At 62.7% G+C, this 22,692-nt stretch carries 19 protein-coding genes and 1 pseudogene; 8 read left to right on the top strand and 12 right to left on the bottom strand.

Annotated elements, in window-relative coordinates; genetic code table 11:
* Positions 1-22 precede the first annotated feature (22 nt).
* From VNT00_RS17515 to VNT00_RS17490, 6 genes are all read right to left on the bottom strand, one after another.
* A complete protein-coding gene (locus tag VNT00_RS17515) occupies positions 23-712 on the bottom strand; it encodes an ABC transporter ATP-binding protein (RefSeq protein ID WP_325589840.1) in 690 nt (229 codons plus the stop codon).
* Positions 705-1,475 carry an ABC transporter ATP-binding protein gene (locus tag VNT00_RS17510; protein ID WP_325589838.1) on the bottom strand — a complete coding sequence of 257 codons (771 nt, stop codon included), beginning with the start codon at positions 1,473-1,475 and terminating at the stop codon, positions 705-707. Before VNT00_RS17510 ends, VNT00_RS17515 begins: the two co-directional genes overlap by 8 nt.
* Entirely contained in the window at positions 1,468-2,502 is a 1,035-nt protein-coding gene (locus VNT00_RS17505; RefSeq protein WP_325589836.1) for a branched-chain amino acid ABC transporter permease, read from the bottom strand. Before VNT00_RS17505 ends, VNT00_RS17510 begins: the two co-directional genes overlap by 8 nt.
* A gap of 4 nt (positions 2,503-2,506) precedes the next feature.
* Entirely contained in the window at positions 2,507-3,379 is an 873-nt protein-coding gene (locus tag VNT00_RS17500; RefSeq protein WP_325589834.1) for a branched-chain amino acid ABC transporter permease, read from the bottom strand.
* Positions 3,380-3,411: 32 nt separating this feature from the next.
* Positions 3,412-4,590: an ABC transporter substrate-binding protein gene (locus VNT00_RS17495; RefSeq protein ID WP_325589832.1), complete on the bottom strand. Its 1,179-nt coding sequence runs from the start codon at positions 4,588-4,590 to the stop codon at positions 3,412-3,414.
* 338 nt (positions 4,591-4,928) lie between these two features.
* A complete protein-coding gene (locus tag VNT00_RS17490; protein WP_325589830.1) occupies positions 4,929-5,486 on the bottom strand; it encodes a flavin reductase family protein in 558 nt (185 codons plus the stop codon).
* Between the two features lie 334 nt (positions 5,487-5,820).
* Here VNT00_RS17490 and VNT00_RS17485 point away from each other — a divergent pair, with 334 nt between their 5' ends.
* The 3 genes from VNT00_RS17485 to VNT00_RS17475 all read left to right on the top strand — a co-directional run bounded on the left by VNT00_RS17485 (position 5,821) and on the right by VNT00_RS17475 (position 8,602).
* Positions 5,821-7,092, top strand: coding sequence for an acyl-CoA dehydrogenase family protein (locus tag VNT00_RS17485; RefSeq protein WP_325589828.1), 1,272 nt, complete (start codon positions 5,821-5,823; stop codon positions 7,090-7,092).
* An 89-nt stretch (positions 7,093-7,181) separates the two neighbouring features.
* Positions 7,182-8,156 carry an amidohydrolase family protein gene (locus VNT00_RS17480; RefSeq protein WP_325589826.1) on the top strand — a complete coding sequence of 325 codons (975 nt, stop codon included), beginning with the start codon at positions 7,182-7,184 and terminating at the stop codon, positions 8,154-8,156.
* Positions 8,157-8,266: 110 nt separating this feature from the next.
* On the top strand, positions 8,267-8,602 hold the full coding sequence (locus VNT00_RS17475; RefSeq protein ID WP_325589824.1) for a FlxA-like family protein: 336 nt from the start codon (positions 8,267-8,269) through the stop codon (positions 8,600-8,602).
* Between the two features lie 87 nt (positions 8,603-8,689).
* Here VNT00_RS17475 and VNT00_RS17470 read toward each other — a convergent pair whose 3' ends face one another.
* Complete coding sequence (locus VNT00_RS17470) at positions 8,690-9,793, bottom strand: cupin domain-containing protein (RefSeq protein WP_325589822.1); 1,104 nt, start codon at positions 9,791-9,793, stop codon at positions 8,690-8,692.
* A 127-nt stretch (positions 9,794-9,920) separates the two neighbouring features.
* On the opposite strand from VNT00_RS17470, the gene VNT00_RS17465 reads away from it, so the two are divergent.
* A complete protein-coding gene (locus VNT00_RS17465) occupies positions 9,921-10,994 on the top strand; it encodes an FUSC family protein (protein ID WP_325589820.1) in 1,074 nt (357 codons plus the stop codon).
* A 46-nt stretch (positions 10,995-11,040) separates the two neighbouring features.
* On the opposite strand, the gene VNT00_RS17460 is transcribed toward VNT00_RS17465, so the two are convergent.
* Entirely contained in the window at positions 11,041-11,556 is a 516-nt protein-coding gene (locus VNT00_RS17460; RefSeq protein WP_325589818.1) for a LysR substrate-binding domain-containing protein, read from the bottom strand.
* Here VNT00_RS17460 and VNT00_RS17930 point away from each other — a divergent pair.
* Both VNT00_RS17930 and VNT00_RS17925 read left to right on the top strand, forming a co-directional pair.
* Positions 11,519-11,614, top strand: a pseudogene (locus tag VNT00_RS17930) (hypothetical protein); the annotation flags it as partial. The gene VNT00_RS17460 and the pseudogene VNT00_RS17930 overlap by 38 nt on opposite strands.
* Positions 11,615-11,893: 279 nt before the next feature.
* Positions 11,894-12,277, top strand: a complete 384-nt coding sequence (locus VNT00_RS17925) for an MFS transporter (RefSeq protein ID WP_491700835.1) — start codon at positions 11,894-11,896, stop codon at positions 12,275-12,277.
* Positions 12,278-12,377: 100 nt separating this feature from the next.
* Here VNT00_RS17925 and VNT00_RS17450 read toward each other — a convergent pair whose 3' ends face one another.
* The 3 genes from VNT00_RS17450 to mdlC form a co-directional block, all read right to left on the bottom strand.
* Positions 12,378-13,712: an MFS transporter gene (locus VNT00_RS17450; protein ID WP_325589814.1), complete on the bottom strand. Its 1,335-nt coding sequence runs from the start codon at positions 13,710-13,712 to the stop codon at positions 12,378-12,380.
* Between the two features lie 66 nt (positions 13,713-13,778).
* Positions 13,779-15,254, bottom strand: coding sequence for an aldehyde dehydrogenase (locus tag VNT00_RS17445; RefSeq protein ID WP_325589812.1), 1,476 nt, complete (start codon positions 15,252-15,254; stop codon positions 13,779-13,781).
* Positions 15,255-15,311: 57 nt separating this feature from the next.
* Positions 15,312-16,913, bottom strand: coding sequence for a benzoylformate decarboxylase (mdlC, locus tag VNT00_RS17440; protein WP_325589810.1), 1,602 nt, complete (start codon positions 16,911-16,913; stop codon positions 15,312-15,314).
* Between the two features lie 95 nt (positions 16,914-17,008).
* Here mdlC and VNT00_RS17435 point away from each other — a divergent pair, with 95 nt between their 5' ends.
* Both VNT00_RS17435 and VNT00_RS17430 read left to right on the top strand, forming a co-directional pair.
* Positions 17,009-17,932, top strand: a complete 924-nt coding sequence (locus VNT00_RS17435) for a LysR family transcriptional regulator (RefSeq protein WP_325589808.1) — start codon at positions 17,009-17,011, stop codon at positions 17,930-17,932.
* The gene (locus VNT00_RS17430; RefSeq protein WP_325589806.1) at positions 17,919-19,007 is read left to right on the top strand and encodes a tellurite resistance/C4-dicarboxylate transporter family protein; all 1,089 of its coding nucleotides are present in this window, start codon (positions 17,919-17,921) and stop codon (positions 19,005-19,007) included. The genes VNT00_RS17435 and VNT00_RS17430 overlap by 14 nt, the downstream gene beginning before the upstream one ends.
* Here VNT00_RS17430 and VNT00_RS17425 read toward each other — a convergent pair.
* Positions 19,004-22,321 carry an autotransporter outer membrane beta-barrel domain-containing protein gene (locus VNT00_RS17425; RefSeq protein ID WP_325589804.1) on the bottom strand — a complete coding sequence of 1,106 codons (3,318 nt, stop codon included), beginning with the start codon at positions 22,319-22,321 and terminating at the stop codon, positions 19,004-19,006. The two genes, VNT00_RS17430 and VNT00_RS17425, sit on opposite strands and share 4 nt — an antisense overlap.
* Positions 22,322-22,692 lie beyond the last annotated feature (371 nt).

Genomic DNA, 22,692 nt, shown 5'->3' with positions numbered 1-22,692 from the left:
GGCCCGGCGGCGGCGCCGGGATTCAAACGCTCAGGTGCCGTTGGCTGAGTTCGGGGTGCGACTGCAGTTGTTCGCTGGTTCCGTGCCAGATGACTTGTCCTTTTTCGATAATGTAGTGACGGTCGGCGATTTGCGTCAGCGCGTCGATGTTCTTGTCGATGATGAGTATGGACTGGCCTTTCTTTTTGAGCTCCCAGATGCATTGCCATATTTCCTCGCGGATGAGGGGGGCGAGCCCCTCGGTGGCTTCGTCCAGGATGAGCAGCCGCGGGTTGGTGAGCAGCGCTCGGGAAATGGCCAGCATTTGCTGCTCGCCGCCCGAAAGCTGCCCGCCCATGAAGCGCCGGCGTTCGTGCAGGCGCGGGAACATGCGGTAGGCTTCCGCGAGGTTCCAGGGGCCGGGCCCGCGCGCCGTGGCGACGAGGTTTTCCTCGACGGTGAGATTGGGCGTGACGTGCCGCCCTTCGGGCACCAGCCCGATGCCCAGGCGGCAGATACGGTAGGGCGGCAGGCCGGTTATGGGCTGCCCGTCGAACAGCACGCTTCCGGCTGTGGGCTGGACGATGCCCATCATTGTGTGGATGGTCGTGGTCTTGCCCATGCCGTTGCGGCCCAGCATGGTGACGACCTCGCCCCGTTCCACCGCCAGGGAAATGCCGAACAGCACGCGGCTTCTGCCATAGCCCGATTGCAGGTCTTCGACTTTAAGCATGCTGGAACCTTTGCCCTTCCTGTTTCGTGCCCAGATAGGCTTTCTGGACTTCGGCGTTGGCCCGGATTTCGTCGACCGAGCCTGTTGCAATGACGGTGCCATACACCAGGACGGATACCCGGTCGGCGAGACTGAAAATGGCGTTCATGTCGTGCTCGATGAGCAGGATGGTGTGATCCTTTTTAAGCGCTTCCAGCAGCTGGATGATCTGGAGGCTGTCTTCGACGCCCATGCCGGCCAGGGGCTCGTCCAGCAACAGCAGTTCGGGCTCGGAGGCCAGGGCCATGGCGAGTTCGAGCTGCCGCTGCTCGCCGTGGGCCAGGCCGCCTGCCACGACATTGGCCCGTTCCTGCAGGCCGACGCGGGCGAGCAGCTCGGCGGCGGGTTCCCGCAGCCGCTGCTCTTTGCGGGCACTGGACCAGAAGTGGAAGCTGTGCCCCTGGTGGGCCTGGACCGCCAGCATGACGTTTTCCAGGGCCGAAAAGCCGTTGAAGATGGTCGTAAGCTGGTAGGAGCGCGCGATACCCAGCGCCGTGCGTTCGTACACGGGCAGACTGGTGATGTTTTGGCCTTTGAAGAAGATATTGCCTTCGCTGGGGGCGATTTCGCCCGACAGCTGGTTCATGAGGGTGGATTTGCCGGCGCCGTTGGGGCCGATGAGGGCGTGGGTTTCGCCCTGGGTTACCTGAAGGTTGAGCGCATTGCTGGCCAGCAGGCCGCCGAAGCGCTTGGACAGGTTGTCTACGCGCAGAAGGTCAGTCATTGTCGCCCCCGCGTCCGGTAAGAATGCCGTACAGCCCACGCCGTGCGAAGAGAACGCAGATGAGCAGCAGCGGGCCGTATACGATTTGCCAGTGTTCGGTGTAGCTGGACAGTACGTCTTCGAGCCCAAGGATTGCCGCCGCGCCCAACACCGGGCCCATGAGGTTGCCGGTTCCCCCAAGGACCACCATGGCGATGATGTCGCTGGAACGGACCCAGTGCATGAAGGCCGGGCTGATGAACTTGCCGTGGTTGATCATGAGCGCGCCGGCCAGACCGGCGATGGCGCCCGAGATGACGAAGGCCGTGAGCCTGTATTTGAAGCATGAAAAGCCCAGCGCGGCCATTCTGCGTTCGTTTTGCCGGTTGCCGCGCAGGACGAGCCCGAAGCGCGAGTCCACCAGTCGTCGCAGGAAAATATAGACAAGCGCCAGGATGACGAAGGTAACGTAGTAGAAGACGACATGGTTGTCCAGGTTGAGCAGCCCCGCCGTGCTGGAGCGGTCGTGCAGCCGCATGCCGTCTTCGCCGCCGTAGGCGTCCAGGTTGACGAAGAAGAAGTAGATCATCTGGGCGAAGGCCAGGGTCAGCATGATGAAATACACGCCCCGGGTGCGCAGGGCGATAAGGCCGATGACCAGGGCCGCGAGCGCGGAGACGAGCATGGCCGCCGGCCAGGTGATGAACGCGCTGGCGCTGCTGGGTATGGTGAAGGGCCAGGTAAGGAGCGGCACGCCGTTCCGGACGTGGTCGGACATGATGAGGACCACGTAGGCGCCGATTCCCGCAAAGGCGGCCTGGCCGAAGCACACCAGCCCCGCGAACCCCAGGATGAAGCCCAGGCTTATGGCGATGATGGCGAAGATCATGATGCGCGTGAGCAGCGTTACATAGAACGGGGTGTCGATGTAGTACGCCACGACGGGGAACAGCGCGAGAACCAGGGTTATGACGGCAAGAAGGATTCCCGGCGGAATTCGGGGAATGGCGGCGAACCGGCTCGATGGCTTGGGAGGTGGTGGTTGCATCGACTTATCCATTGGCGGGGAACAGGCCTTGAGGGCGCCATGACAGGATGACCGCCATCAGCAGGTATACGGAAATGTCGCCGAGCAGCGGCGAGAGCAGCAGGCGGCCGAAGGTGTCGATGAGGCCGACCAGGATGGCGGCCGCGAAGGCGCCGCGAAACGACCCGATGCCGCCGATGACCACGACGATGAGCGCGAAGATAAGCACGCTTTCGCCCATGCCCGCCTCGACGGCCAGTATGGGGGCGGCCAGGGCGCCGGCCAGGCCGGCAAGCGCCGCGCCGACGCTGAACGCGCAGGAGAAAACGGTATTGACGTTGATGCCCAGCGCGCCGATGAAGGTGCGGTTGCTGGCGCCGGCCCGCACCAGCATGCCCATGCGCGTTTTGGCGACGATAAGATAAAGAAGCAGTGCGACGAGGACGCCGATGGCCAGGATGACGAGCCTGATGGTGGGATAGGAAAGGCTGCCGATGATGGGCACCGAGGTGGCCAGCGCCGCGGGCAGCGGGACGCTGAGCGGCTGGGCCCCCCAGATGATGCGGGTAAGCTCGTTGAAGAACAGGATGAGCCCCAGCGTTGCCAGCACCTGATCCAGATAGGGTCGGCGATAGAAGGGCTTGAGCGCCACGCGTTCGAGCAGGGCGCCGACGAATCCGGTAAGGACGACCGCCAGCGCCACGCTGACCCAGAATGCGCCGACTCTTTGCAGGATGGTCGCGAACAGGTAGGCCCCGATCATGTAGAAGGAGCCGTGCGCAAGGTTCACCAGGTTCATGATGCCGAACACCAGTGTGAACCCCGCGGCGATCAGGAACAGCATGACCCCGAATTGCAGGCCATTGAGCGCTTGTTCGATGAACAGGGATAGGGTCATGATATCGGTTCGCTATCTGTTCGCATTGAGGTTTAGGGCTTGGCCTTCGGCATTTTGCACTGGCCTACGTAGGAATCGGCGTAGGCGGTGGCGACGGTCTTGACCACGGCATTCACCAACTGGCCCTTGTCGTTCTTTTCGACCTTGAACAGGTAGAAGTTCTGGATAGGGAAGTTGTTGGTGTTGAACTTCAGGCTGCCGCGTACGGACTTGAAGTCGATGCTGTGCATGGCCTTGGCGAAGGCGTCCGCCGAGCCGAATTTGCCGCCGTTTTCCTTCAGGGCCGCATCGATGATGCGCGCGCCGTCGTAGCCTACGGCGGCCCGGGTCGAAGGGATTCGGTTGTAGGCTTTTTCGAAGTCGGCCACGAATTGTTTGTTCAGGGGGTTGTCGAGCTTGACGCTCCAGTAGCCGGTGGATTCCATGCCCAGCGCGGCGTCGCCCATGGCGGGCAGGGAGTCCTGGTCGGGCAGGAAGGAGGAATACACGGGGATCTTGCCTTTCAGGCCAGCCTGATCCATTTGCTTGGAGAAGTTGACGCCCATGCCGCCTGGATAGAACGTGAACAAGGCCTTGGGGTTGACGCTGCGCAGCTTGGCCAGTTCGGCCGAATAATCGAGCTGCCCGAATTGCGTGTAGACCGTGGCGTCGACCTTGCCCTTATAGGTGCGCTTGAGCCCGGCGACCATGTCTTTGCCCGCGGCGAAGTTGGCCGACATGATGTACAGGTTTTTGACGTCGATGCTGTTCAGGTAGAGGCCCAGGGTTTCGGGCCCGGTGTCGTTCTGGTGCGCGATGCTGAAGAAATGGGGCGAGCAGTCGCGGCCCGCCAGTTCGGATGGCCCTGCATTGAGGCTGATATAGATTTTGCCGGCATCGAGCACCTTGGGCACGGCGGCGAGCAGCACGTTGGAAAGGTTGATGCCGGTCACGATGGGAACGCGGTCGCGCTCGACGAGCTTTTGCGCCGCCTGGGCGCCGACGTCGGGCTTGCCCTGGTCGTCCATGACGATGACCTCGGCGGCATGCCCGCCCAGCTTGCCGCCCAGCGATTTGAGGCCAAGATTGAAGCCATCGAGCAGGTCTCTTCCGAGTACTGCCTGGCTGCCCGACAGGCTGGCGATGAAGCCGATCTTGATGGAGTCGTCGGCATGGGCCGTGCCTTGCACGAGAGCCAGGCCGAACAGTGCGGTTGTTATTGCCTTCAACATGTTGGTCTCCTTGAGCGGATATTCCGCAAAAAATGCGTTGCGTTTATTGGGCCGCCGCGGCTGGTGATGGAAGGATCCGCAGTGGCATGCACGACTTTTTTTCTTGTATCTATAGATGCTATTGGCTAGTTGTTTATTTGTAAATGAAATTTTATTGGGGAATTTACTTAGACCGTTTCAAAGGTTTTGGTAATGAATTTCCTAATTAAATTAATGAAAATATTGAAAATTAAGTTGATTGAAGAGTTTTGCCTGGATGAAATTGTCTTGATAAATTTATTTGAAAATACATATAAATTTGATCGATATAAAAATGATTGCGTCGCCCGGCCAGCCGGTCAATCCGACAAGGGTTGTACGGTTGTATAGGCGCCCGAGTGGAACGCCAGCGGCGTGGCTTGCGAATAGGTGTACCGCTTTACCGCGCCGTAAAAAACAATGTGGTCGCCGACGGAATGGTGTTCGAGCTGTTCGCATTCGAAGGTGGCGAGGGCGTTCTTGAGCGCGGGTATGCCCTGCAGGCCTTCGGTGAATTCGTCCGCCACGCCGTCGAATTTGTTCAATTGGGGGCTGCAGAAGTGCCGGGACATGCCGACCTGGCGCGCGTGCAGGACATTGATGCAGAAGTGGGAGGCCTCTTTGAAAGTGGACAGGCTGCCGGCGTCTTTGCGCAGGCTCCACAACACGATGGGGGGATCGAGCGAGATCGAGCAAAAGGAGTTTGCCGTCAGGCCCTCGAGCTTGCCGTCCGGTCCGCGGGTGGTGATGACGCAGACGCCGGTTGCGAATTTTCCCAGGGCGTTGCGCAGGTCGCGCGGGTCGTGGTGGATGGCCGCCGTATCGCCGCTGTGGACGTGGGGAGGCGGGGGCGCTGCCGCATGCGTTGCTGGAGTCATGGCTTTCTCCGTGGTTTCCAGTGGCCAAGGCGATGACACCTTGAGTACTGCAAGATAAATATTTATTGATTACGCAACTTGTTTTTTTAGTTTATTCCAAAGCAAGGCAAGAGTCATGGCTTTGTTTCATGGGGTTTACCCTTGTCCGAGTAAATGGTGCAGTGCATTGAGAATAAAAGGGTTTACAGTGGCTGTAGCGTAATGGAAGCACCTATTCGAATCTTTCAGGGTTTACACTGAATTTACGATGAAACTGCAATTTTTATTTGAAAATACAAATAAAAAGGACTAGATTAGCTGGACAGAGTCATTCCTAAAAACATCGAGGCAACCCATGAATCACTCAGAAACCTGCGATTTCACTCCTCCGGAAGCGGCATGGTTTGATACGCCGGCGCGGCGCACGTCCGCTCCGGGCGCCCCCGAGTGTGCGGCGCTGTTGGGCCGGGCGCGTGATCTGGCCGATGGCTACCTGAAGGAAAACGCGCGCCGCACAGAGGCGGAGCGCCGTGTGTCCGAGCACACCACGTCCTTGTTCCGCGAGGCGGGCTTCTTCCGGTTGATGCAGCCGTCCCGGTTCGGCGGGTACGAGTACGGTTTCACCCCTTTCATCGACATCATCAGCGAACTGGCCCGGGGCTGCCCCTCGTCGTCCTGGGGCTGCTCGCTGGGCATGGTGCACCAGTGGCTGCTGGGCACTTGCCCCCTGCAGGCGCAGGAGGATGTCTGGGGCGAGAATCCGGACGCCATCTTGTGCGGCTCCTATGCGCCGGTGACCGACGCCCAGAAGGTCGACGGCGGCTACCTGGTGTCGGGCAAATGGCATTGGTCGTCCAATATCGATAATTCCTCGTGGGCGTTCATTGGCGTGTTCTTCCCGCCGGACGACGAGATTCCGGAAAAGCATGCCGGCTTCCTGCTGGTGCCCAGGTCCGACTGGGAGATCGACGACGACTGGTTTACCGCCGGCCAGGCGGGCACGGGCTCCAAGACGGTGTGGATCGAAAAGCCGGTGTTCGTGCCGGCCCATCGCAAACTGACCTTCGCCCAGGCTTCGTCGAATAACCCGCCAGGTTCCTTGACCAACGACAATCCGGTATACCGGATACCGTTTCTTTCGGCCGTGCCGGTATGCCTGGTGGCGCCCATCCTGGGCGCCGCGCAAGGCGCCATCGACGAGTTCATGCATATAGCGGGCGTTCGGGTGACGCGCGGCGCCGTGGCGGGCGGGGGCGGCAAGCTGCGCGAGTTCTTCCCGGTCCAGTCCCGGGTGGCGGAAGCGACGGCCCTGCTGGATGCCGCTCGCCTGCTCATCTATCGCGACACGGCGCAGGTCGAGCAGATGGCGGCGGCAGGGCATGCCATCGACGTTGCAACCCGGATCCGCAATCGGCGCGATCACGCCTTCGCCGCGCGCATGGCCCGCGATGCCATCAACGCGGTGTTCGACAATGTGGGCGGGAACGGGCTGGCGCTGGATCAGCCTATCCAGCGGTTCTGGCGCGACGGCAACGCCATCGCCAAGCACATAAGCCTCAACTGGGACGCGGTATCGTCCATGGTGGGCCAGCAAATGCTTGGCCTGGAGCCCAAGGGGCAGTATTAGCATCCGGTTTTTATTGCGGCGGCGGAATCCGGCAGCGGTATCCGCCCAAAACTTTGGTAGCACTATCCGAACTTAGAGGAGATCTGGTCATGCAAGGAAAAATAGGTCTGGAGGAACACTTTGCCATTCCCGAAACATTGAACGATTCGGCCGGGTTCCTTCCGGATAACAGTTGGCAAGAGCTGAGCAAGCGTTTGCTCGACATTCAGGAATACCGTTTGCGGCTGATGGACGAATACGGCATGGAAATGATGCTGCTTTCGCTGAACGCGCCAGCGGTTCAGGCCATACACGACACGGCCAAGGCGTGCGAGATCGCCACGCGGGCCAATGATTTTCTGGCCGAGCAGGTGGCCAAGCGCCCCGACCGATTCCAGGGTCTGGCGGCGCTGCCCTTGCAGGATCCGGAACGGGCCACCCGCGAACTGGAGCGCTGCGTCAAGGACCTGGGGTTCCGCGGCACGCTGGTCAATGGCTTCTCGCAAGTGGATACCCCCGAGAACGTGGTGTATTACGATGCCCCGCAGTTCGACGGTTTCTGGAAGACCGTGCAAGAATTGGACGTGCCGTTTTACCTGCATCCCCGCAATCCGCTTCTGTCGCGGGCCAGAATCTACGAGGGGCATCCCTGGCTGCTGGGTCCGACCTGGGCGTTCGGCCAGGAAACGGCCGTTCATGCCTTGCGCCTGATGGGCTCGGGTCTGTTCGACCGCTATCCGCGCCTGCGGATCATCCTGGGCCATATGGGCGAGGGCCTGCCGTACAGCATGTGGCGCATCGACAACCGCAATGGCTGGACCGACGCGCCCAAGGCTTACCCGGCCAAACGCACGTTCGCCGAGTACTTCCAGGAAAACTTCTATCTGACGACTTCCGGGAATTTCCGCACCCAAACCCTCATCGACGCCATTCTCGAAATCGGCGCCGACCGCATCCTGTTCTCCACGGATTGGCCGTTCGAGAACATCGACCATGCGGCGAACTGGTTCGATGCGGCATCCATCAGCGAGGCCGACCGGCTAAAGATTGGGCGAACCAATGCCGTAAACCTGTTCAAGCTGTAAAGTCGAACGGCGCGCTTCCTTGTTCCGGCCGGCTTTACGCGGTTCCCGGCCGGAGGGCTCCTTCCGGCCCAGAGGCATGCCTCGTCATGCATACAGCAAGGAAACATGAAATGGTATCGGCAATCAGTTCGGCCGCGGCGTCGTCGGTGGGCAATGCGGGCGGCGACAACAGTTCGCAAATAGCGGCACTGCAAAAACAGATCAGCGCGCTCGAGAAAAAGCTGGCCAGCGTGCAGAAGGACTCGTCGCAGGCCAGCCAGGAGCAGGCCCAGCTCATCCAGGCGCAAATCACCATGCTGCAGGCCCAGCTTGCGCAGTTGCAGGCCGAGCAGGCCGAAAGCACGGTCGGCGCTTCGGCGCAAAGCGTGTCCGAGGCGTTGGCAAGCTCCTCTTCCAGCCGCTCGCCCAACGGCATGCTGGGCGGCAACGTGGACGAATTCGTCTGATCCACACACCGCAAGCGCAATAAAAACGGGCTCGTACAAAATACGAGCCCGTTGGTTTTTTGCCGCCGACGCGGTTGGCGCCGGCGATCAGCCGATCTGGGTGCGGGCGAAGTTCAGGCGTTCCATGATGGGGGCGTCGGAGAAGCGGAACAGGTCGAACTGGGTTTCCGCCTGCAGCGACCACGAGACCCACGAAGGAATGACGAACATGTCGCCGATGTCGAGCTTGTGCTCGACGCCGTTGAGCACGACGGAGCCGCGTCCTTCGAACACCTGGAATACGGTGGAACCGACCTCGCGGCGCACGGCCGTGGTGGCGCCGGCGCGCAGGCGATGGAATTCGGCGCGGATGGTGGACATGACGTCGCCGCCAGTAGTGGGGTTGACGTAGCGGACAGCGGCGTGCCCGGGCTCGGCGACGCCCGGGTGGCCTTCATCTTCGAGCCGCAGCTGTTCGGCGAGGGCGCGATCGGTGTGTTCCCAGCGGTAGGCGCCGATGGGCGAGCTGATGGTGTCCTGCAGGCCCGAAAGCGGGCGCAGGCCGGGATGACACCACAGGCGCTCTCCGCGGGAATAGTCGGGCGTGGTTTCGTCGGAAAGCTTTTCCGAGCCGAATTCGAAGAAGCCGACATCGTTCTGGTAGGAGAAGGGGATGTCGAGCCCGTCGATCCAGGCCATGGGATGGTCGGTGATGTTCTGGTGGCCGTGGAAGTGCCAGCCCGGGGTGAGCAGGAAGTCGCCGCGGCTCATGCGCACGGGGTCGCCGTTGACCACGGTCCAGACGCCTTCGCCCTCGACCACGAAGCGGAAGGCGTTTTGAGCATGGCGGTGTTCGGGGGCGGTTTCCTTGGGTCCAAGGTACTGGATGGCGGCCCACAAGGTGGGGCTGATGTAGGGGCGCCCGCCCAGGCCCGGGTTGGCAAGCCCGATGGCGCGGCGTTCGCCGCCGCGGCCCACGGGAACGAGATCGCCGGACCGCTGCGCCAGCGGATACAGTTGCGACCATTTCCAGACATGCGGCACGGCTTCCGGTGCGGGGTGGCGGGGCATGAGGGTGCCCAGCTGGGTCCACAGAGGCATCAGGTGCAACGACTCGAAATCCGCGTAAAGCTTGCGCAGTTCCGGAGTGTCGTCCGGCGCCATGGCGTTGTGGGCGGGTTGTTGGTCGATGGTTGGGGTGTCTGTCGTCATGGCGCTATTTCCTCATAGGGGTGGCTCTGGCCGAATCAGGGTTGAGCCAAGTATGTGCATGGGTCTGATTTTAGCGCGCCCGGGGGCTGCGGTAGACTGGAGTCCCGTTTGGCGCCGGTGCCTGTCTATGATCCACCCACTGTTTTCCCGTATCCTGTCGATATGGCGGGGCATGCTCCGCCAGGTGCAGGACCCCGCGCGCCGCTACCGGCATGCGAATCTGCTTCACGCGGTCAGGGTTGCGCTGGGTTTGCTTGCGTCCATCGCCTTGACCACCGGCATAAATCTGCCGCATGGAGAATGGGCTTCGATCACCGTGCTGGTTGTCATCGGAGGCCTGCAGCATCACGGCAATATCCGGCGCAAGGCGGCCGAGCGCGCTTTCGGCACATTGATCGGGGCGGCGATCGGGTTGCTGGTGATATTGCAGCAATCGTATTTGCACCAGCCGCTGCTCAGCTATCTGCTTATCCTGGTCGCCTGCGGGTTCTGCGCATATCATGCCATCGGCAAAGGCGGGTATATTGCCCTGCTTTCCGCAATCACCATCCTGATCGTCGCGGGCCATGGCGACAGCCCCATGGCCGATGGCCTCTGGCGTTCGGTCGACGTTCTGGTGGGCATAGCCATTGCCTTGCTGTTTTCCTTCGCCTTTCCGCTGCATGCCACGTATTCGTGGCGCTACAAGTTGGCGGATGTGTTGCGCGGCTGCGCCAGGACATATGCCCTGATCGTCACGCCGGCCTTTGTCGAAAAGGGCGAGCTGCAAGCGGCTCTGGTGCGGTTGAGCGCTCAATTGGTGCAACTGCGTACGCTGATGCCGTGGGTTGCCCGCGAAATCAAGGTGTCGGCGGCGCAGCTTGAGGAAATCCAGCATGGTTTGCGGGTCGGCATCAGCTTGCTCGAGGTGCTTGCCGCCATGCGTCCGCAGGCCGGGGACGACGAGGCCCGCATGTTCATGCAGCAGCAACTGGCCGGCGAGAATCGCCGCCTGCACGATATGCTGATCGGCATGGCGCGCGCACTAAGGTTCGGCACCGTTGCCCGCCTCCAGGAAGACGCTGTCGCTGCGTCCGGGCAAATGGCGGATCCGGCGCCGCCGCAACTGGGAGGCTACGTGATGCTGCTGCACCGCCTGCAGAACGAGTTCGACACGCTAAGAATGCATTTGGCCGCCACGGCGGATCGCTGGAATATCTGACGGCGCTTTGAGGAACAAAGGCCCGGTTGTGCACCGCCTGTCGCCATCAGCGCAGCTGGCCGGCTTCGCGGATGAGGGCATTGGCGAATGCCTCGGCGGCGGGCGTCAGCGGCAGGCCCTCGCGGCGGATCAGGCAGATTCTTGGCGCGCTGATATTTTCGCGCACGCGTATTTCGCTTAGCGCGTGCGATGTCAGTGGGGAGCCGGCCCATTGTTCGGGCAGAAAGGCCAGCAGGTCGCTGCTTGAAAGCAGGGAAACCAGGGCAAGCAGCGATTCGCATTTCACATCGGCGCGGGGAATGGGCAGGCCGTTGTTCCGGAACTGCTGTTCGAATTCCGTAGCCCGGGGACCGGCGGCGCCCGTCAATATCCACTCGGCGTCGACGAGATCGGCCAGGGAGCTGGCGCCGCAAAGGGGGTGATTGCGCCGGCCGACCACGGTTTGGGTTCCTGTGAAAACGGGCTCGATGTTGAATTCCTTGCTGAGCGCCTGCGAGGGAAAGGGGCCCATCGCGAAGTCCAGCGTGCCGATTTGCGTCAGCACCCGGCTCGAATGGTTCACTGATGATGGCCACGAAGTCGCCGCGCTGGTTACGGATCTTGCGGCCTCGGCCAAGCGCACCGTGCGTGGGCGCTATCTGGTCGGCGCCGACGGCGGGCGCAGCTGCGTGCGGGATCTTTGCCGGCGTCATCGGCATCGCCCTGGGCCAGAGATACGGTTGGGAATGGATCTACGTCGTTGGCGTCCTGTGCCTTGTCGTGGCCGCATAGGCGTGGTTTCCCGAGTCGATCCGGTACCTGGCCTTGCGTGGAGACACCGAGCGCTGCGCGGCCGCCGAGTTCGAAATGCCCTGGCCTGCGCCTGGCTCGCGGACCGCATCAACAGCCGCGCAATTTCCATGGCCGTCGGCTATGTGTTTGCGGGCGTTGCGATGATTTGCCTGGGCATGTATTCAAACCAGTGGGTCATTATCGGGCTGGTCGCGGCGACGGGATTCTTCCTGTTCGGGGCTCAGGCCGTCATGAACAACTTCCAGGCCATGTCTTATCAGACCGAGGTAAGAGGCACCGGGGTCGGAGTCGCCATCGCACTGAACCGGGTTGGGGGAATACTGGGGCCGTTCCTGATCGGGGTTCTGCACAGCATCCATCCCGCACCGAAATACACTTTCTTCGCCTTGGCGGCTGCGCTGTTCCTGGCCGCTGTCACCGTGTCGTTCGCCCGCCGCAACATGGTGTCGACGGACTCGGCACCGGACTCCCTGGCGCAATTGCAGCATTGATGGCGGGCCGGCGGCCCCTTGCTCTGGTAAGGTGCCGTTGTTGCCAAGGTATGCGTCGATCGAAGCGGGCGAACGTCGTCCACCCGCTTCGGCGCGGAGGCTACTGCAGCGTGCCGTGCGAGGTCTCGCGGGTGCTGAACACGGCGCTGCAGGCCACGATGCAGATCAGTACGAAATAGGCGACGGCCCAGGTCAGGGCGCCGCCGCCGAATGCCAGCAGGGCGGTGGCGATCATGGGCATGAGCCCGCCGCCGAGAATGGTGCCGAACTGCCGGCCCACCGAAACACCGCTCAGCCTGAGCTTGGCGTCGTTGAACTGTTCCGGATAGAAGCTGCCGGTGACGGCCAGGGACATGGGCTGCAGGATGGCGCCCGGAATGGCCATGGCGATCAGGATGACGGCGTGGTTGGCGGTGGCCAGCAGCGGGAAGAAAATGAACAGGACATACAGCGCCGACAGGGCATACGAGCCGAACACCAGCGGCTTGCGGCCGATTTTGTCGGACAGGCAGCCGAACAGCGGGTTGGTGGCGATGCCGATGACATTGCCGATGACCACGCCGGCCAGCAGCGTGCCGCGATCCAGGTGAAGGGTGGAAACTCCGTAGGACAGGCCGAATATGGACGTGAAGTAGAACGTGGAGGACTCGGCCATGGCACATAGCAGCACGACCAGGGTGGGGCGCTTCTGGTGGCGGAACACCTTGGCCAGGGGGATTTTTTCGGGGGCGGTGTCCTTGATGGCGGCCAGGAATACCGGCGATTCCTCGACCTTCATGCGCACATAGAAGCCGATGGCGAAGATGATGGCGCTGGCGATGAAGGGAATGCGCCAGCCCCAGGACAGCAATTGCTCGTTGGGCAATATGGCCACGGCAAACGCGGCCAGGGCGCCGAGCACCGTGCCGGCCGCCGCGCCCGACTGCACGAAGGCCGCGAACAGTCCCCGCTTGCCGTCGGGGGCGCTTTCGGTCGCCAGCAGCGGCCCGGTGGCCGATTCGCCGCCAAGAGCGAAGCCCTGCAGGAAGCGCAAGACGACGAGAATGACGGGAGCGGCGATGCCGATCTGGAGGTGGGTTGGCGTGAAGCCGATGGCGGTCGTGCTGAGACCCATGAGGCTGAGCGTGGCGATGAGGATGGGCTTGCGGCCCAGCCGGTCGCCGAAGTGGCCGAAGAACATGCCGCCCAGGGGACGGGCGGCGAAGCCGACGGCGAAGATGCCGAAGACGGCGATCGTGCCCGCGAAGGAACTGTACTCGGGGAAGAACAGCTTGTTGAAGACCAGCGGCGCCAGGAACCCGTAGATCAGGAAGTCGTACCATTCGATGGTGGTGCCCAGGAAGCACGAAAGCAGCATGCGCTGGTTGGCTTTCGAGATGCCGGCCCGCGGCGTTTGCTGAATGCCGCCTTGAATTGCGATGTTTTGAACAGTCATGTGTTTGTCTCCATGTGTTGCAAGGAGCGGGCATTGGTTTTGTTTTTCGCCCGCTTGTCGTTTGGCTCAGGCCGGCATATAGACGGCCTTGCATTCCAGATAGGCTTTCAGGCCTTCCACGCCGCCCTGGCGGCCGACGCCCGATTGCTTGTAGCCGCCGAACGGAATACCCGGATCCACCACCAGCCCGTTCACCGAGACGTTGCCGGTGCGGATGCGGCGCGCCATCTTGTAGCCGCGTTCGGCATCCCGCGTGAATACGGCGCCGCTAAGCCCGTAGCTGGAGTCGTTGGCGATGCGGATGGCGTCTTCTTCGTCCTCGTAGGGAATGACGCAGACGACCGGGCCGAAGATTTCCTCGCGGGCAATGGTCATGCCGGGGTCGACGTTGGCGAACACCGTGGGCTGCACATAATAGCCGCGCTCTTGCGTGTCGACGGCCTTGCCGCCGGTTTTCAGCACGGCGCCCTCCTTGACGCCCTTGTCGATATAGCCCATGACGCGATCGAACTGGCGCCGGGTGGCCAGGGGGCCTATCTGCGTTTCGGGTTTGGCGGGGTCGCCGACATTGACGGATTCCACCGCGGCCACGAAGGCCTCGAGGAAGGCGTCCATGTTTTTCCTGGAAACCAGGACGCGAGTCAGCGAGAAGCAGATTTGTCCGCTGAACGGCATGGAGAACGGCACGATGGTCTGGATGGCCGAGCCGATGTCGGCGTCGTCCAGGACGATGGCCGCCGATTTTCCGCCAAGCTCGAGGTTGACCCGGGCGATGCGTTCGGAGCAGGCGGCCGCGATGGCCTTGCCCGCCGCCGTGCTGCCGGTGAAGCTGATCTTGTCGAATTCGGGCCTGTGGATGAGATAGTCGCCCACTTCCCGCCCCGCGGGCAGGATATTCACGACACCGGCAGGCAGTCCCGCCGCGTCGATGCACTCGGCCAGCAGCAGGGCGTCCAGGGGTGTTTCGGGCGAGGGCTTGGAAACGACCGTGCATCCGGCGGCCAGCGCGGCGGCCAGTTTGTACGACAGGAGGATCAATGGTGCGTTCCAGGGGGTGATGAGGCCCACCACGCCCACCGGCTCGTGCGCCACGCGCGCCACCGCGCCGTCGCCGTACTGCCGTTCTTCCGTGAATTCGTGGGTCTCGGCCAGCCCGGCATAGTATTCGAACAGGGCGATGGCGGTGGGAACCAGATAGGTGGCGAACGAAATGGGCGCGCCGACCTGGGCGTTCCACACCCGGGCGAACAGGGATTCACGCTTGCGCATTTCGCTGGCGATCTTGCGCAGGTATGCGCCGCGTTCCTGCGGCGCCAAGTGCGGCCAGGGGCCTTCGTCGAAAGCCTTGCGGGCCGCTTTGACAGCCAGGTCGACTTCGGTGGCCGAAGCCTCCGGAACCTGCAGCATTAGTTCTTCGGTGACGGGTGAAACCAGGCTGAGCTTCTGCGCCGTGCTGGGCGCCGTCCACTGGCCGTCGATGTAGAAGCGGTTGCGTACATTGTCCGAAAGTTCGGATTGGAAATTGAATCGGCTTTCCGGCATGGTTGTCTCCTTTGTTTATGGATCGGTATATTGCTTTTCCGGCGGGGTGCTGCTTTTTCAGTCGACGATGATCTCCAGCAGTGTCGGTTCATGGCTGTCCAGGGCGGCTTGCAGCGCGGCTTTCAGGCCGGCCGGCTGCGATACGCGCTGGGCCGCGCAGCCATGGCCCTTGGCGATGGTCACGAAATCCAGGCCGGGCAGGTCGGTGCCGACGGGCTTGTCCAGTTCGAACACGGGGGCGAAGCTGTTCAGCGCTTCGTAGCGGCTGTTGTTGAGAACGATGAAGGTGATGGGCAGTTTCAGCTGCGCCGCGCTCCAAAGGGCCTGGGTGGCGTACATGGTGGAACCGTCGCCCACCAGGGCAATGACCTTGCGGTCCTTTTTGGCCAGCGCCACGCCCACCGACGCCGGCATGGCGTAGCCAAGGCCGCCGCTGCTGCAGGCGTAAAAGCTTTCGGGGCGGTCGATGGGCAGGTGGGCCTGCATGATGGTGCGGCTGCTGGGCGATTCTTCGACGACGATGCTGTCCCGGGGACGCAGCTGCGCCAGGGTGTGCATGACCAGCGCCGGTGTGATGGTGGCGCCGATTTCCACCAGCGGCGCGGGGCGGCGCCCGGCGGGCGCGGGACGCTGCACGCCGGCCGAATCGTCCAGCAGGGCCGCGATGCCGTGCCGCAGGCCCGTTACCACGGCCGTCCCCACCGGCGCCCAGGCGGCTTGCGTGGGGTCGTCCACCAATTGGAACAGCTGCGAGCCGGCGGGTATGTGCGGGCCGAAGCCTTCCACGTGGTAGGTGAACGCGGGGGCGCCCAATGCCAGGACCAGGTCGTGGCCGACCAGCAGGTCGACGATGCGTTCGCGGCTGGCGGGCAGGAAGCCGGCAAACAGCGGATGGCTTTCGGGAAAGCTGCAGCGTCCCGAAAGCGGGGCCACCCAGACCAGCGCGTTGTGTCGTTCGGCCAATTGCACGGTCTGGTTCCAGGCGCCGTCGCGGTCGACGCCAGCGCCGACGACGATGGCCGGGCGGGCGCATGCCCGCAGCGCGTCGGCGACGATTTTCAGTTCTTCCGGGTCGGCGCTGATGCTGCGGCTGACGCGGCGAGGCGGGAGGGGCTCGGCGGGCGCGTCCCAGTCGTCGACCGGCACCGACACCAGCACGGGGCCGCACGGCGCCTGCATGGCGGTGTAGTAGGCCCGCGCGATGGCGGCCGGCACGTCCTGGGCTCTTGCGGGCTCGCAGCTCCATTTGACGTAGGGCTTGGGCAATTCGGCCGCCTGCTGGGAAAACAGGAAGGGTTCGTAAGGCAGGATGGAGCGCGCCTGCTGGCCGGCGGTAATGACCAGCGGCGTGCAGTTCTTATAGGCGGTGAAGATATTGCCCATGGCATGGCCCACGCCCACCGCCGAGTGCAGATTGACGAATCCCGCGTTGCGGGAGGCCAGGGCGTAGCCGTCGGCCATGCCGACGACAGTCGATTCCTGCAGGCCCAGTATGTACTGGAAGTCTTCCGGGAAGTCGCGGAACATGGGCAATTCGGTGGAGCCGGGATTGCCGAAAATGGTGTCGATGCCGAATGACCGCAACAGGTTGAATACGGCGGTTCGTACTGTGTTGGCTTGAGTCTGGGCTTCAGGTGCGATGGATCGCTGATCGCGCATGGTGTCTCCGTTTTTTTGATCTTGCTTGAAAAATTATCTTTGGCCTGACCATGCTTGAATATTGCTTTTTTTGATTAAAGTCATAAAAATAAGGCATGACTTTGGATATTCGACAGCTCACGGCCTTCCTGGCCATTGTTCAAGCCGGCAGCCTCGGGCGCGCGGCGCAGGCGCTGCACATTACGCAGCCAGCATTGAGCCGCAGCGTCAGGCAACTGGAAGAAAAGGTCGGCGTGCCTTTGTTCGAGCGGCACTCCAAGGGTATGGTGCTTACGCCCTACGGCGAGGCGCTTTTGCCGCATGCGAAATTGCTGAAGGAAGAATCGGCGTTGGCTCTCGACGAAATCGATGCGCTGCGGGGCCTGAGCAAGGGCACGGTACGCGTGGGCGCCATTGCCAGCGTCGCCAGCGCGGCGCTGCCGCGCGCCATCGAGCGCCTGCTGCTGCGCTGGCCCGGCCTGCAGATTCAAATCATGGAGGGCGTGGACGACGTGCTGGCCGATGCCTTGATCAAGAACGAAATCGACCTGGCCATCGGCATTTCCCAAGAGGAAACCGACGAGATCAGCATGGTGGCGGATTCGGGCTGGGAAGACCTGAGCGGCATCGTCGCCTCCACCAGGCATCCCCTCTGGGGCCGGGAGGGCCTGTCGTTCGCCGACCTGCGGCATGAGCGCTGGGTTTTGCCGCCGCGCGGCACCAAACCGCGCGAAGAGCTGCACCAGCTGTTTGCCGGGGCGGGGATGCCGCCGCCGCAGGTGGTGGTTGAAACCCGCTCGATCGTCACGATCAAGGCCCTGGTGCTGCGGGCCAATTTCCTCAGCAGCCTGCCCATGCCTTTGTACGAGGCCGAGCGCGAGGTGAACACCATTGCGCCGCTGCCGATTCCGGGCGCCCAGCTCAGCCGGCACTTCTATGTGTTCCGCCGCCGCAGGGGGTCTTTGCCGCGCACGGCCGTGCAGCTGCTGGAAGAGCTGCGGCATATTACCAGCGGGGGGGATCTCGATGAAGCGGCATGAAGCAGCCTGGAAAATAGCGGGCAAGGCTTCGCTGGCCGCCATGTCGCCGGCGTATTTCGGCATGGTCATGGCCACGGGCATTGTGTCGCTGGCTGCCGATATGCTGGGCATGGCGCCGTTGGCGCGCGGGCTGTTCCATTTGAACATTGCAATGTATGGCGTGTTGTGGGTGCTCATGGTGACGCGGGCCGTGTTCTGGCCCAGGCGGTTTTGCGGCGACCTCGTCGATCACCTGCGGGGCTGGGGGTTCTTCACGGCGGTTGCCGCCTCGGGCATTCTTGGCGAGCAGTTTCTTACCCTGGCGGGCAACGAGCGCGCGGCGTGGCTGTTGTGGGGCGTGGCGCTGGGCCTGTGGGTGTGCCTGACCTACGTCATTTTCATTGCCCTGATCATCAAGCCCGGCAAGCCGTCGCTACGGCGCGGCATCAATGGCGGCTGGCTGCTGGCGGTGGTGGCGACCCAGTCGCTGGCTTCGTTGAGCCTGCTTCTCGTGCCATACGCAAGCCCGCCGCAGCAAATCGAAATGGTCTTCTTCGCCCTGTCGATGTGGCTGTGGGGCGGCATGCTGTATATCTGGATGGTGTCGCTGATTTTCTACCGCGATACGTTTTTCCGGTTTTCACCCGGAGACCTGGTGCCGCCGTACTGGATCAATATGGGCGCCATGGCCATTTCGGCGTTGACCGGCTCCATGCTGATTCTGCATGCGGGCCGGATTCCCTATCTGGCTTCGCTCGAGCCGTTCCTGAAGGGATTCACCATTTTCTACTGGGCCACGGGAACTTGGTGGATACCGATGCTGGCGGTGCTGGAAATATGGCGCCACGGCTACCGGCGCTTTCCCGTGCAATACGACGCGCTTTATTGGGGCGCGGTGTTTCCGTTGGGCATGTACGCGGCCAGCACGCATCAAATGGGCAGGGCGATGGGGTTCGCTTTTCTGGATCCCATCGCCAGAGTGTTTCTATATGTAGCGCTTGCGGCCTGGCTGGTTACGTTTGGAGCCTGGGCCGCGCGGGTCGGGCGCGGCATTTTGCGCGCCACCCTGCCGCGCAGCCATCGACCGAGTTCCTAGAACCGCCGCGAAAGCGAGAGATTGCCCGAGACGGACTGATAGCCCGCCCGGAACAATTGGCTGCTTACGTTGGCGCCCACGGTGAAGTTCTTGTCGACCTGGTAGGTAAGGCCCGCGGCCAGGCCCAAGGCGTCGCGTCCGGCGAGCTTGTTGCGGCTGGCGAAGGAGGCCTGCGGATAGTCGGCGAAAGCGGCTTGCTGCACATAGTCGTTGTCCAGCAGCTCGCGATCCCAGGTGGCCTGCAGATTGGCGGTCAACAGTGCGCCGCTGGGCCGCGCCAGGTTCAGGCTGGCGCTTACGCCGATGCTCGACTGCAGCGAATCGAAGTGGGAGGACGAAAGCCGCAGGCGGCTGGCGTCGTTGCCCGATTCGGTCAGGCCGGGGCGGTTCAGGCGGGTGTAGTTCAAGGTGGCCATCGGACCCAGGCTAAACGATCGGCTCAATGCCCAGCGATAGCCGCCGCCGGCCATCAGGGTGCCGTTCAGGGCCGTCCAGTCGGCCTGGTTCTTGGCCGAGTAGCTGTCGATGGCCAGGCGCCGGGTGAAGTGGGCATCTTCGATGCCCAACTGGCCCAGGCCGAACAGATAGGGGCCGGAGGCGGGATCGGGCGCGTAGCCGGCCTGCAGGCCCAGGTTGAAGGCGGTGCTGCGGCCCGATGCATGAAGGCCGTCGTTGACATTGACGGATTGGCCGCTGACGGCGCCGTATACGCCCCATGACCAGTCGGGATGCTGGCTGTCGAGTTTTTCGGCGCCGAAGGTCACGCCGTAGCTCGAGGCGTTCTGGCCGATCAGCGTGCCATGTGGATTCTGGCTGGTTCCTCCGCCAAAGGGAATGGCAAAGCCGCGCCATTGGCCGTCGGCCGCCGCGTCGCGCCGGAGGGCCTGGCCGCGTGCGCTGATCTGGCCGGCGATCTGGCGTTCGCGGTTGAGCGAGCTGGCGGCCATGGCGCTGTATGCTTCGGGCGACAACTGAGGCAGAGCGCCGGCGATGATGCTGCCGTCTGGCGCCGAGAAGTCCAGCGTCTGGTAGAGCGGCTGGATGCCGGGTCCGGCATAGCCGGCGATGGCGTCCAGCGCGCGTCCGGCCTGGCGCGCATTGTCGCTCGAGGCGTATTGGCTGTAGGCGTTGCCCTGGCGCGTAATGCTCAATTGATAGTTGTTGCCTCCCAGCGTGCTTGCCGTGGCGAGCAGGGTCGGCGACGCGATGACGCTGCCCAGGGATACGAAGGTTCCGGTGGTGGAACCGGCCTGCACCAGGTCGCCGAGGCCCAGGGTCAAGGTGGCGCCGGTGGCATACCAGTCGGAAGCGGCGGCCAGGGTCAGCGTGCCGTCCAGTTCCGCCGTGCCGCTGACAATGAGAGTGTCATGGGCTCCGTGGTTGTTGACTTCCATGAGCAGATTGCCAGTGGCGGACTGCTCGTAATCGCCGTTGATGGCGATGGTGCCGATGGAATTGCCTGGGCTGACCGTGCCGTGGTTGGCGAAGGCGCCGTCGGCGTTCAAGGTATATGTGCTGTTGCCGCCCAAGGTGGCGCCCGAGTCGACCACGACGCCGTAGAGTTCCTGCGAACCGTTCAGCGAGGTGCGTCCGCCCTTGGCGTTGACGACCAGATTGTCGATGCCCTGGATATTGCCGTCGTAGCGCAAGGCGAAGTCCGGGTCGGGCCGGCCCGTGGCGCGGCCCTGTCCGTCGGCCAGTTGTCCGAAGGTGATGTAGGTCAGGCGCTGCTCTCCGCTGCCGTTCTGCTCTTTGTAATCGGAGTGGATATCGCCCTGGATCTGCGCGCCGCGCATGATGTTGATGTTGCTTACCAGGGCGTTCTGCGAGATATAGATGGCGGCGGCGCTGCCCGCCAGCCTGCCGGTCAGGTCGAAGTTGTCGACGAGCGCGCCATTGAGTTCGTCGAGGGGGGGCAAGAGTGTCCCACTGATCGAATAGATGTATGAACCCCGGTAGCTGGCTTCATCTCCTATGGCGTTGTTGCCAAAGTCGAAACTCGCGCCGACGCCTAGCTCGCCCAGGGCCTGCACGTCGCCGCGCTGAACGAGGTTATGGTTCTTGCCGTAGGTGAACATGATGCCGCGCCCGTTCAGGCCGTCGGCGTAGATGCGGGTGCCGGGCTGCACGACCAGCGTGTTGCCGACGCCGTCCACGCGCACGCCCGCGCCGCCGGGGCCCTTGGTAAGCAGGTCGGCCTGCTGGTAAACGGTGTTGTAGCTGCCGTAGATGTGCAGGCCCAGGCCGAGGACGGCGGTGTTGTATTGGCCGGACACGTAGGCGGTGCCGGCGTCGTTGCGCAGGAAGTAGCCGTTGGTGTTGACCAGTTGCTGGCCGTTGCCGTAGATGGAATAGCCGAAGAAGTTGCGCCGGTCGATGTTGTAGCCCATGTCCTGCATTGCAGCCAGTTCGGCTTCCATGAACTGCGTGTAGTTGCGATAGCCCTGGTGGCTCATGAGGCTGTTCTTGAGCTCGATATGGGCCATGTATCCGGTATCGATCCGGCCGCTCTCCGAGTGTATGCGAACCGGCAGGCCGGGCATGGCGCCGGCCAGCACCTCCTGAACGTGTTTGCCCGTGAAATAAGCCTTGTCGCTTCCCACGTTGAAACTGTCGGGTGTATAGGGATTATTGCAGCCGGAGCAATAAATGGCTTGTCCGGGCCGGGCCGGATTGCCGTTGTCGTCACGCAGGTGCTGGGTCCACGAATCCAATACGTCTGCGAAATAGGGGGTATACCGGCTCGGGCCACGGTCGGTGGCAACGCCCAGGATGCCCAGGCCGTGCGCCAGCTCATGAAAGGCGACGGCGGTAAGATCCGCTCCGAATTGCGCGCGCGGCAACTGGGAAGGCAGATAGGACTCCAGGAAGTCCCAGTTCATTTTCCCCATGACGAACTGTGCGTGGGAGCCGAATGTCAGCGAGGGGTTCGTCATGCCGAACAGTACGCGCTGCAGCTGAGTCAGACTGGTCTGCCCATCGGGTACGGCCGTGCTGCTGCCGAAGGCGTTGTTGTCGTCGACGGTGCCGATGTTGATGATTGCCGGAAGCTGGCCGGGGACTGGCTTGATGATTTCGGCCCAGCGATTCAGGGCCTGGAGTATCTTGTCTTTTTGCTGGCCGTCCAGGTTCCAGGTGGATTCCGTAACCTCGTCGTCGTCGTCCATGACCGGGCCGTCGCCCACGTCCATGAAGCGGGCCCGGAATACCGGCTGGCCATCGGAACCGTAAGCCAGCCGGTATTCCAGCGCCTGAGCGCAATGGCTGGCCAGGGCAAGGGCTATTGCCAGGACAAGCCTGTTTCGAGTTCTCATGATTTCCCCATTTGATGCGTTGGCAGTGATGTGCCTGTTTGTCTTATGAATGCGCGCGGCGGACGTTTCGGGATCTTCGGCCGGGATTTTCCGGCGCTCTGCCAAGCGAACCACGCCTCGCACGGCACGGTTGCCATGATCGTGTTTGTGAGTGCGACGACGAGTAGGGCGGAAGGGCGGGCGGAACGACGCGCTGCCCGTTTTTACTATAAGTAAACAGGATTTACAACGTGTGAAACCTGCTGCGCACAGGAATTCCGGGGGCGACGACGCTTGTGAAAGGGCAACGTCTCCGGCGGCGGTTCATGTGGCTTGGCGTGACTGTACGGCGCCGCTCATGCCGGGGATGCGCCGTGCCATAATGCCTGTTG

This window comes from Eoetvoesiella sp., assembly GCF_035555955.1.
Lineage (GTDB): Bacteria > Pseudomonadota > Gammaproteobacteria > Burkholderiales > Burkholderiaceae_B > Eoetvoesia.
Note: the sequence above shows the minus strand (reverse complement) of the source record. Positions and strands in the feature narration are given on the sequence as shown.

Bases quoted from the DNA above. Each gene is read 5' to 3' on its own strand.
- VNT00_RS17515 (WP_325589840.1), bottom strand. From the start codon at position 712: ATGCTTAAAGTCGAAGACCTGCAATCGGGCTATGGCAGAAGCCGCGTG.
- VNT00_RS17510 (WP_325589838.1), bottom strand. From the start codon at position 1,475: ATGACTGACCTTCTGCGCGTAGACAACCTGTCCAAGCGCTTCGGCGGC.
- VNT00_RS17505 (WP_325589836.1), bottom strand. From the start codon at position 2,502: ATGCAACCACCACCTCCCAAGCCATCGAGCCGGTTCGCCGCCATTCCC.
- VNT00_RS17500 (WP_325589834.1), bottom strand. From the start codon at position 3,379: ATGACCCTATCCCTGTTCATCGAACAAGCGCTCAATGGCCTGCAATTC.
- VNT00_RS17495 (WP_325589832.1), bottom strand. From the start codon at position 4,590: ATGTTGAAGGCAATAACAACCGCACTGTTCGGCCTGGCTCTCGTGCAA.
- VNT00_RS17490 (WP_325589830.1), bottom strand. From the start codon at position 5,486: ATGACTCCAGCAACGCATGCGGCAGCGCCCCCGCCTCCCCACGTCCAC.
- VNT00_RS17485 (WP_325589828.1), top strand. From the start codon at position 5,821: ATGAATCACTCAGAAACCTGCGATTTCACTCCTCCGGAAGCGGCATGG.
- VNT00_RS17480 (WP_325589826.1), top strand. From the start codon at position 7,182: ATGCAAGGAAAAATAGGTCTGGAGGAACACTTTGCCATTCCCGAAACA.
- VNT00_RS17475 (WP_325589824.1), top strand. From the start codon at position 8,267: ATGGTATCGGCAATCAGTTCGGCCGCGGCGTCGTCGGTGGGCAATGCG.
- VNT00_RS17470 (WP_325589822.1), bottom strand. From the start codon at position 9,793: ATGACGACAGACACCCCAACCATCGACCAACAACCCGCCCACAACGCC.
- VNT00_RS17465 (WP_325589820.1), top strand. From the start codon at position 9,921: ATGATCCACCCACTGTTTTCCCGTATCCTGTCGATATGGCGGGGCATG.
- VNT00_RS17925 (WP_491700835.1), top strand. From the start codon at position 11,894: ATGGCCGTCGGCTATGTGTTTGCGGGCGTTGCGATGATTTGCCTGGGC.
- VNT00_RS17450 (WP_325589814.1), bottom strand. From the start codon at position 13,712: ATGACTGTTCAAAACATCGCAATTCAAGGCGGCATTCAGCAAACGCCG.
- VNT00_RS17445 (WP_325589812.1), bottom strand. From the start codon at position 15,254: ATGCCGGAAAGCCGATTCAATTTCCAATCCGAACTTTCGGACAATGTA.
- mdlC (WP_325589810.1), bottom strand. From the start codon at position 16,913: ATGCGCGATCAGCGATCCATCGCACCTGAAGCCCAGACTCAAGCCAAC.
- VNT00_RS17435 (WP_325589808.1), top strand. From the start codon at position 17,009: ATGACTTTGGATATTCGACAGCTCACGGCCTTCCTGGCCATTGTTCAA.
- VNT00_RS17430 (WP_325589806.1), top strand. From the start codon at position 17,919: ATGAAGCGGCATGAAGCAGCCTGGAAAATAGCGGGCAAGGCTTCGCTG.
- VNT00_RS17425 (WP_325589804.1), bottom strand. From the start codon at position 22,321: ATGAGAACTCGAAACAGGCTTGTCCTGGCAATAGCCCTTGCCCTGGCC.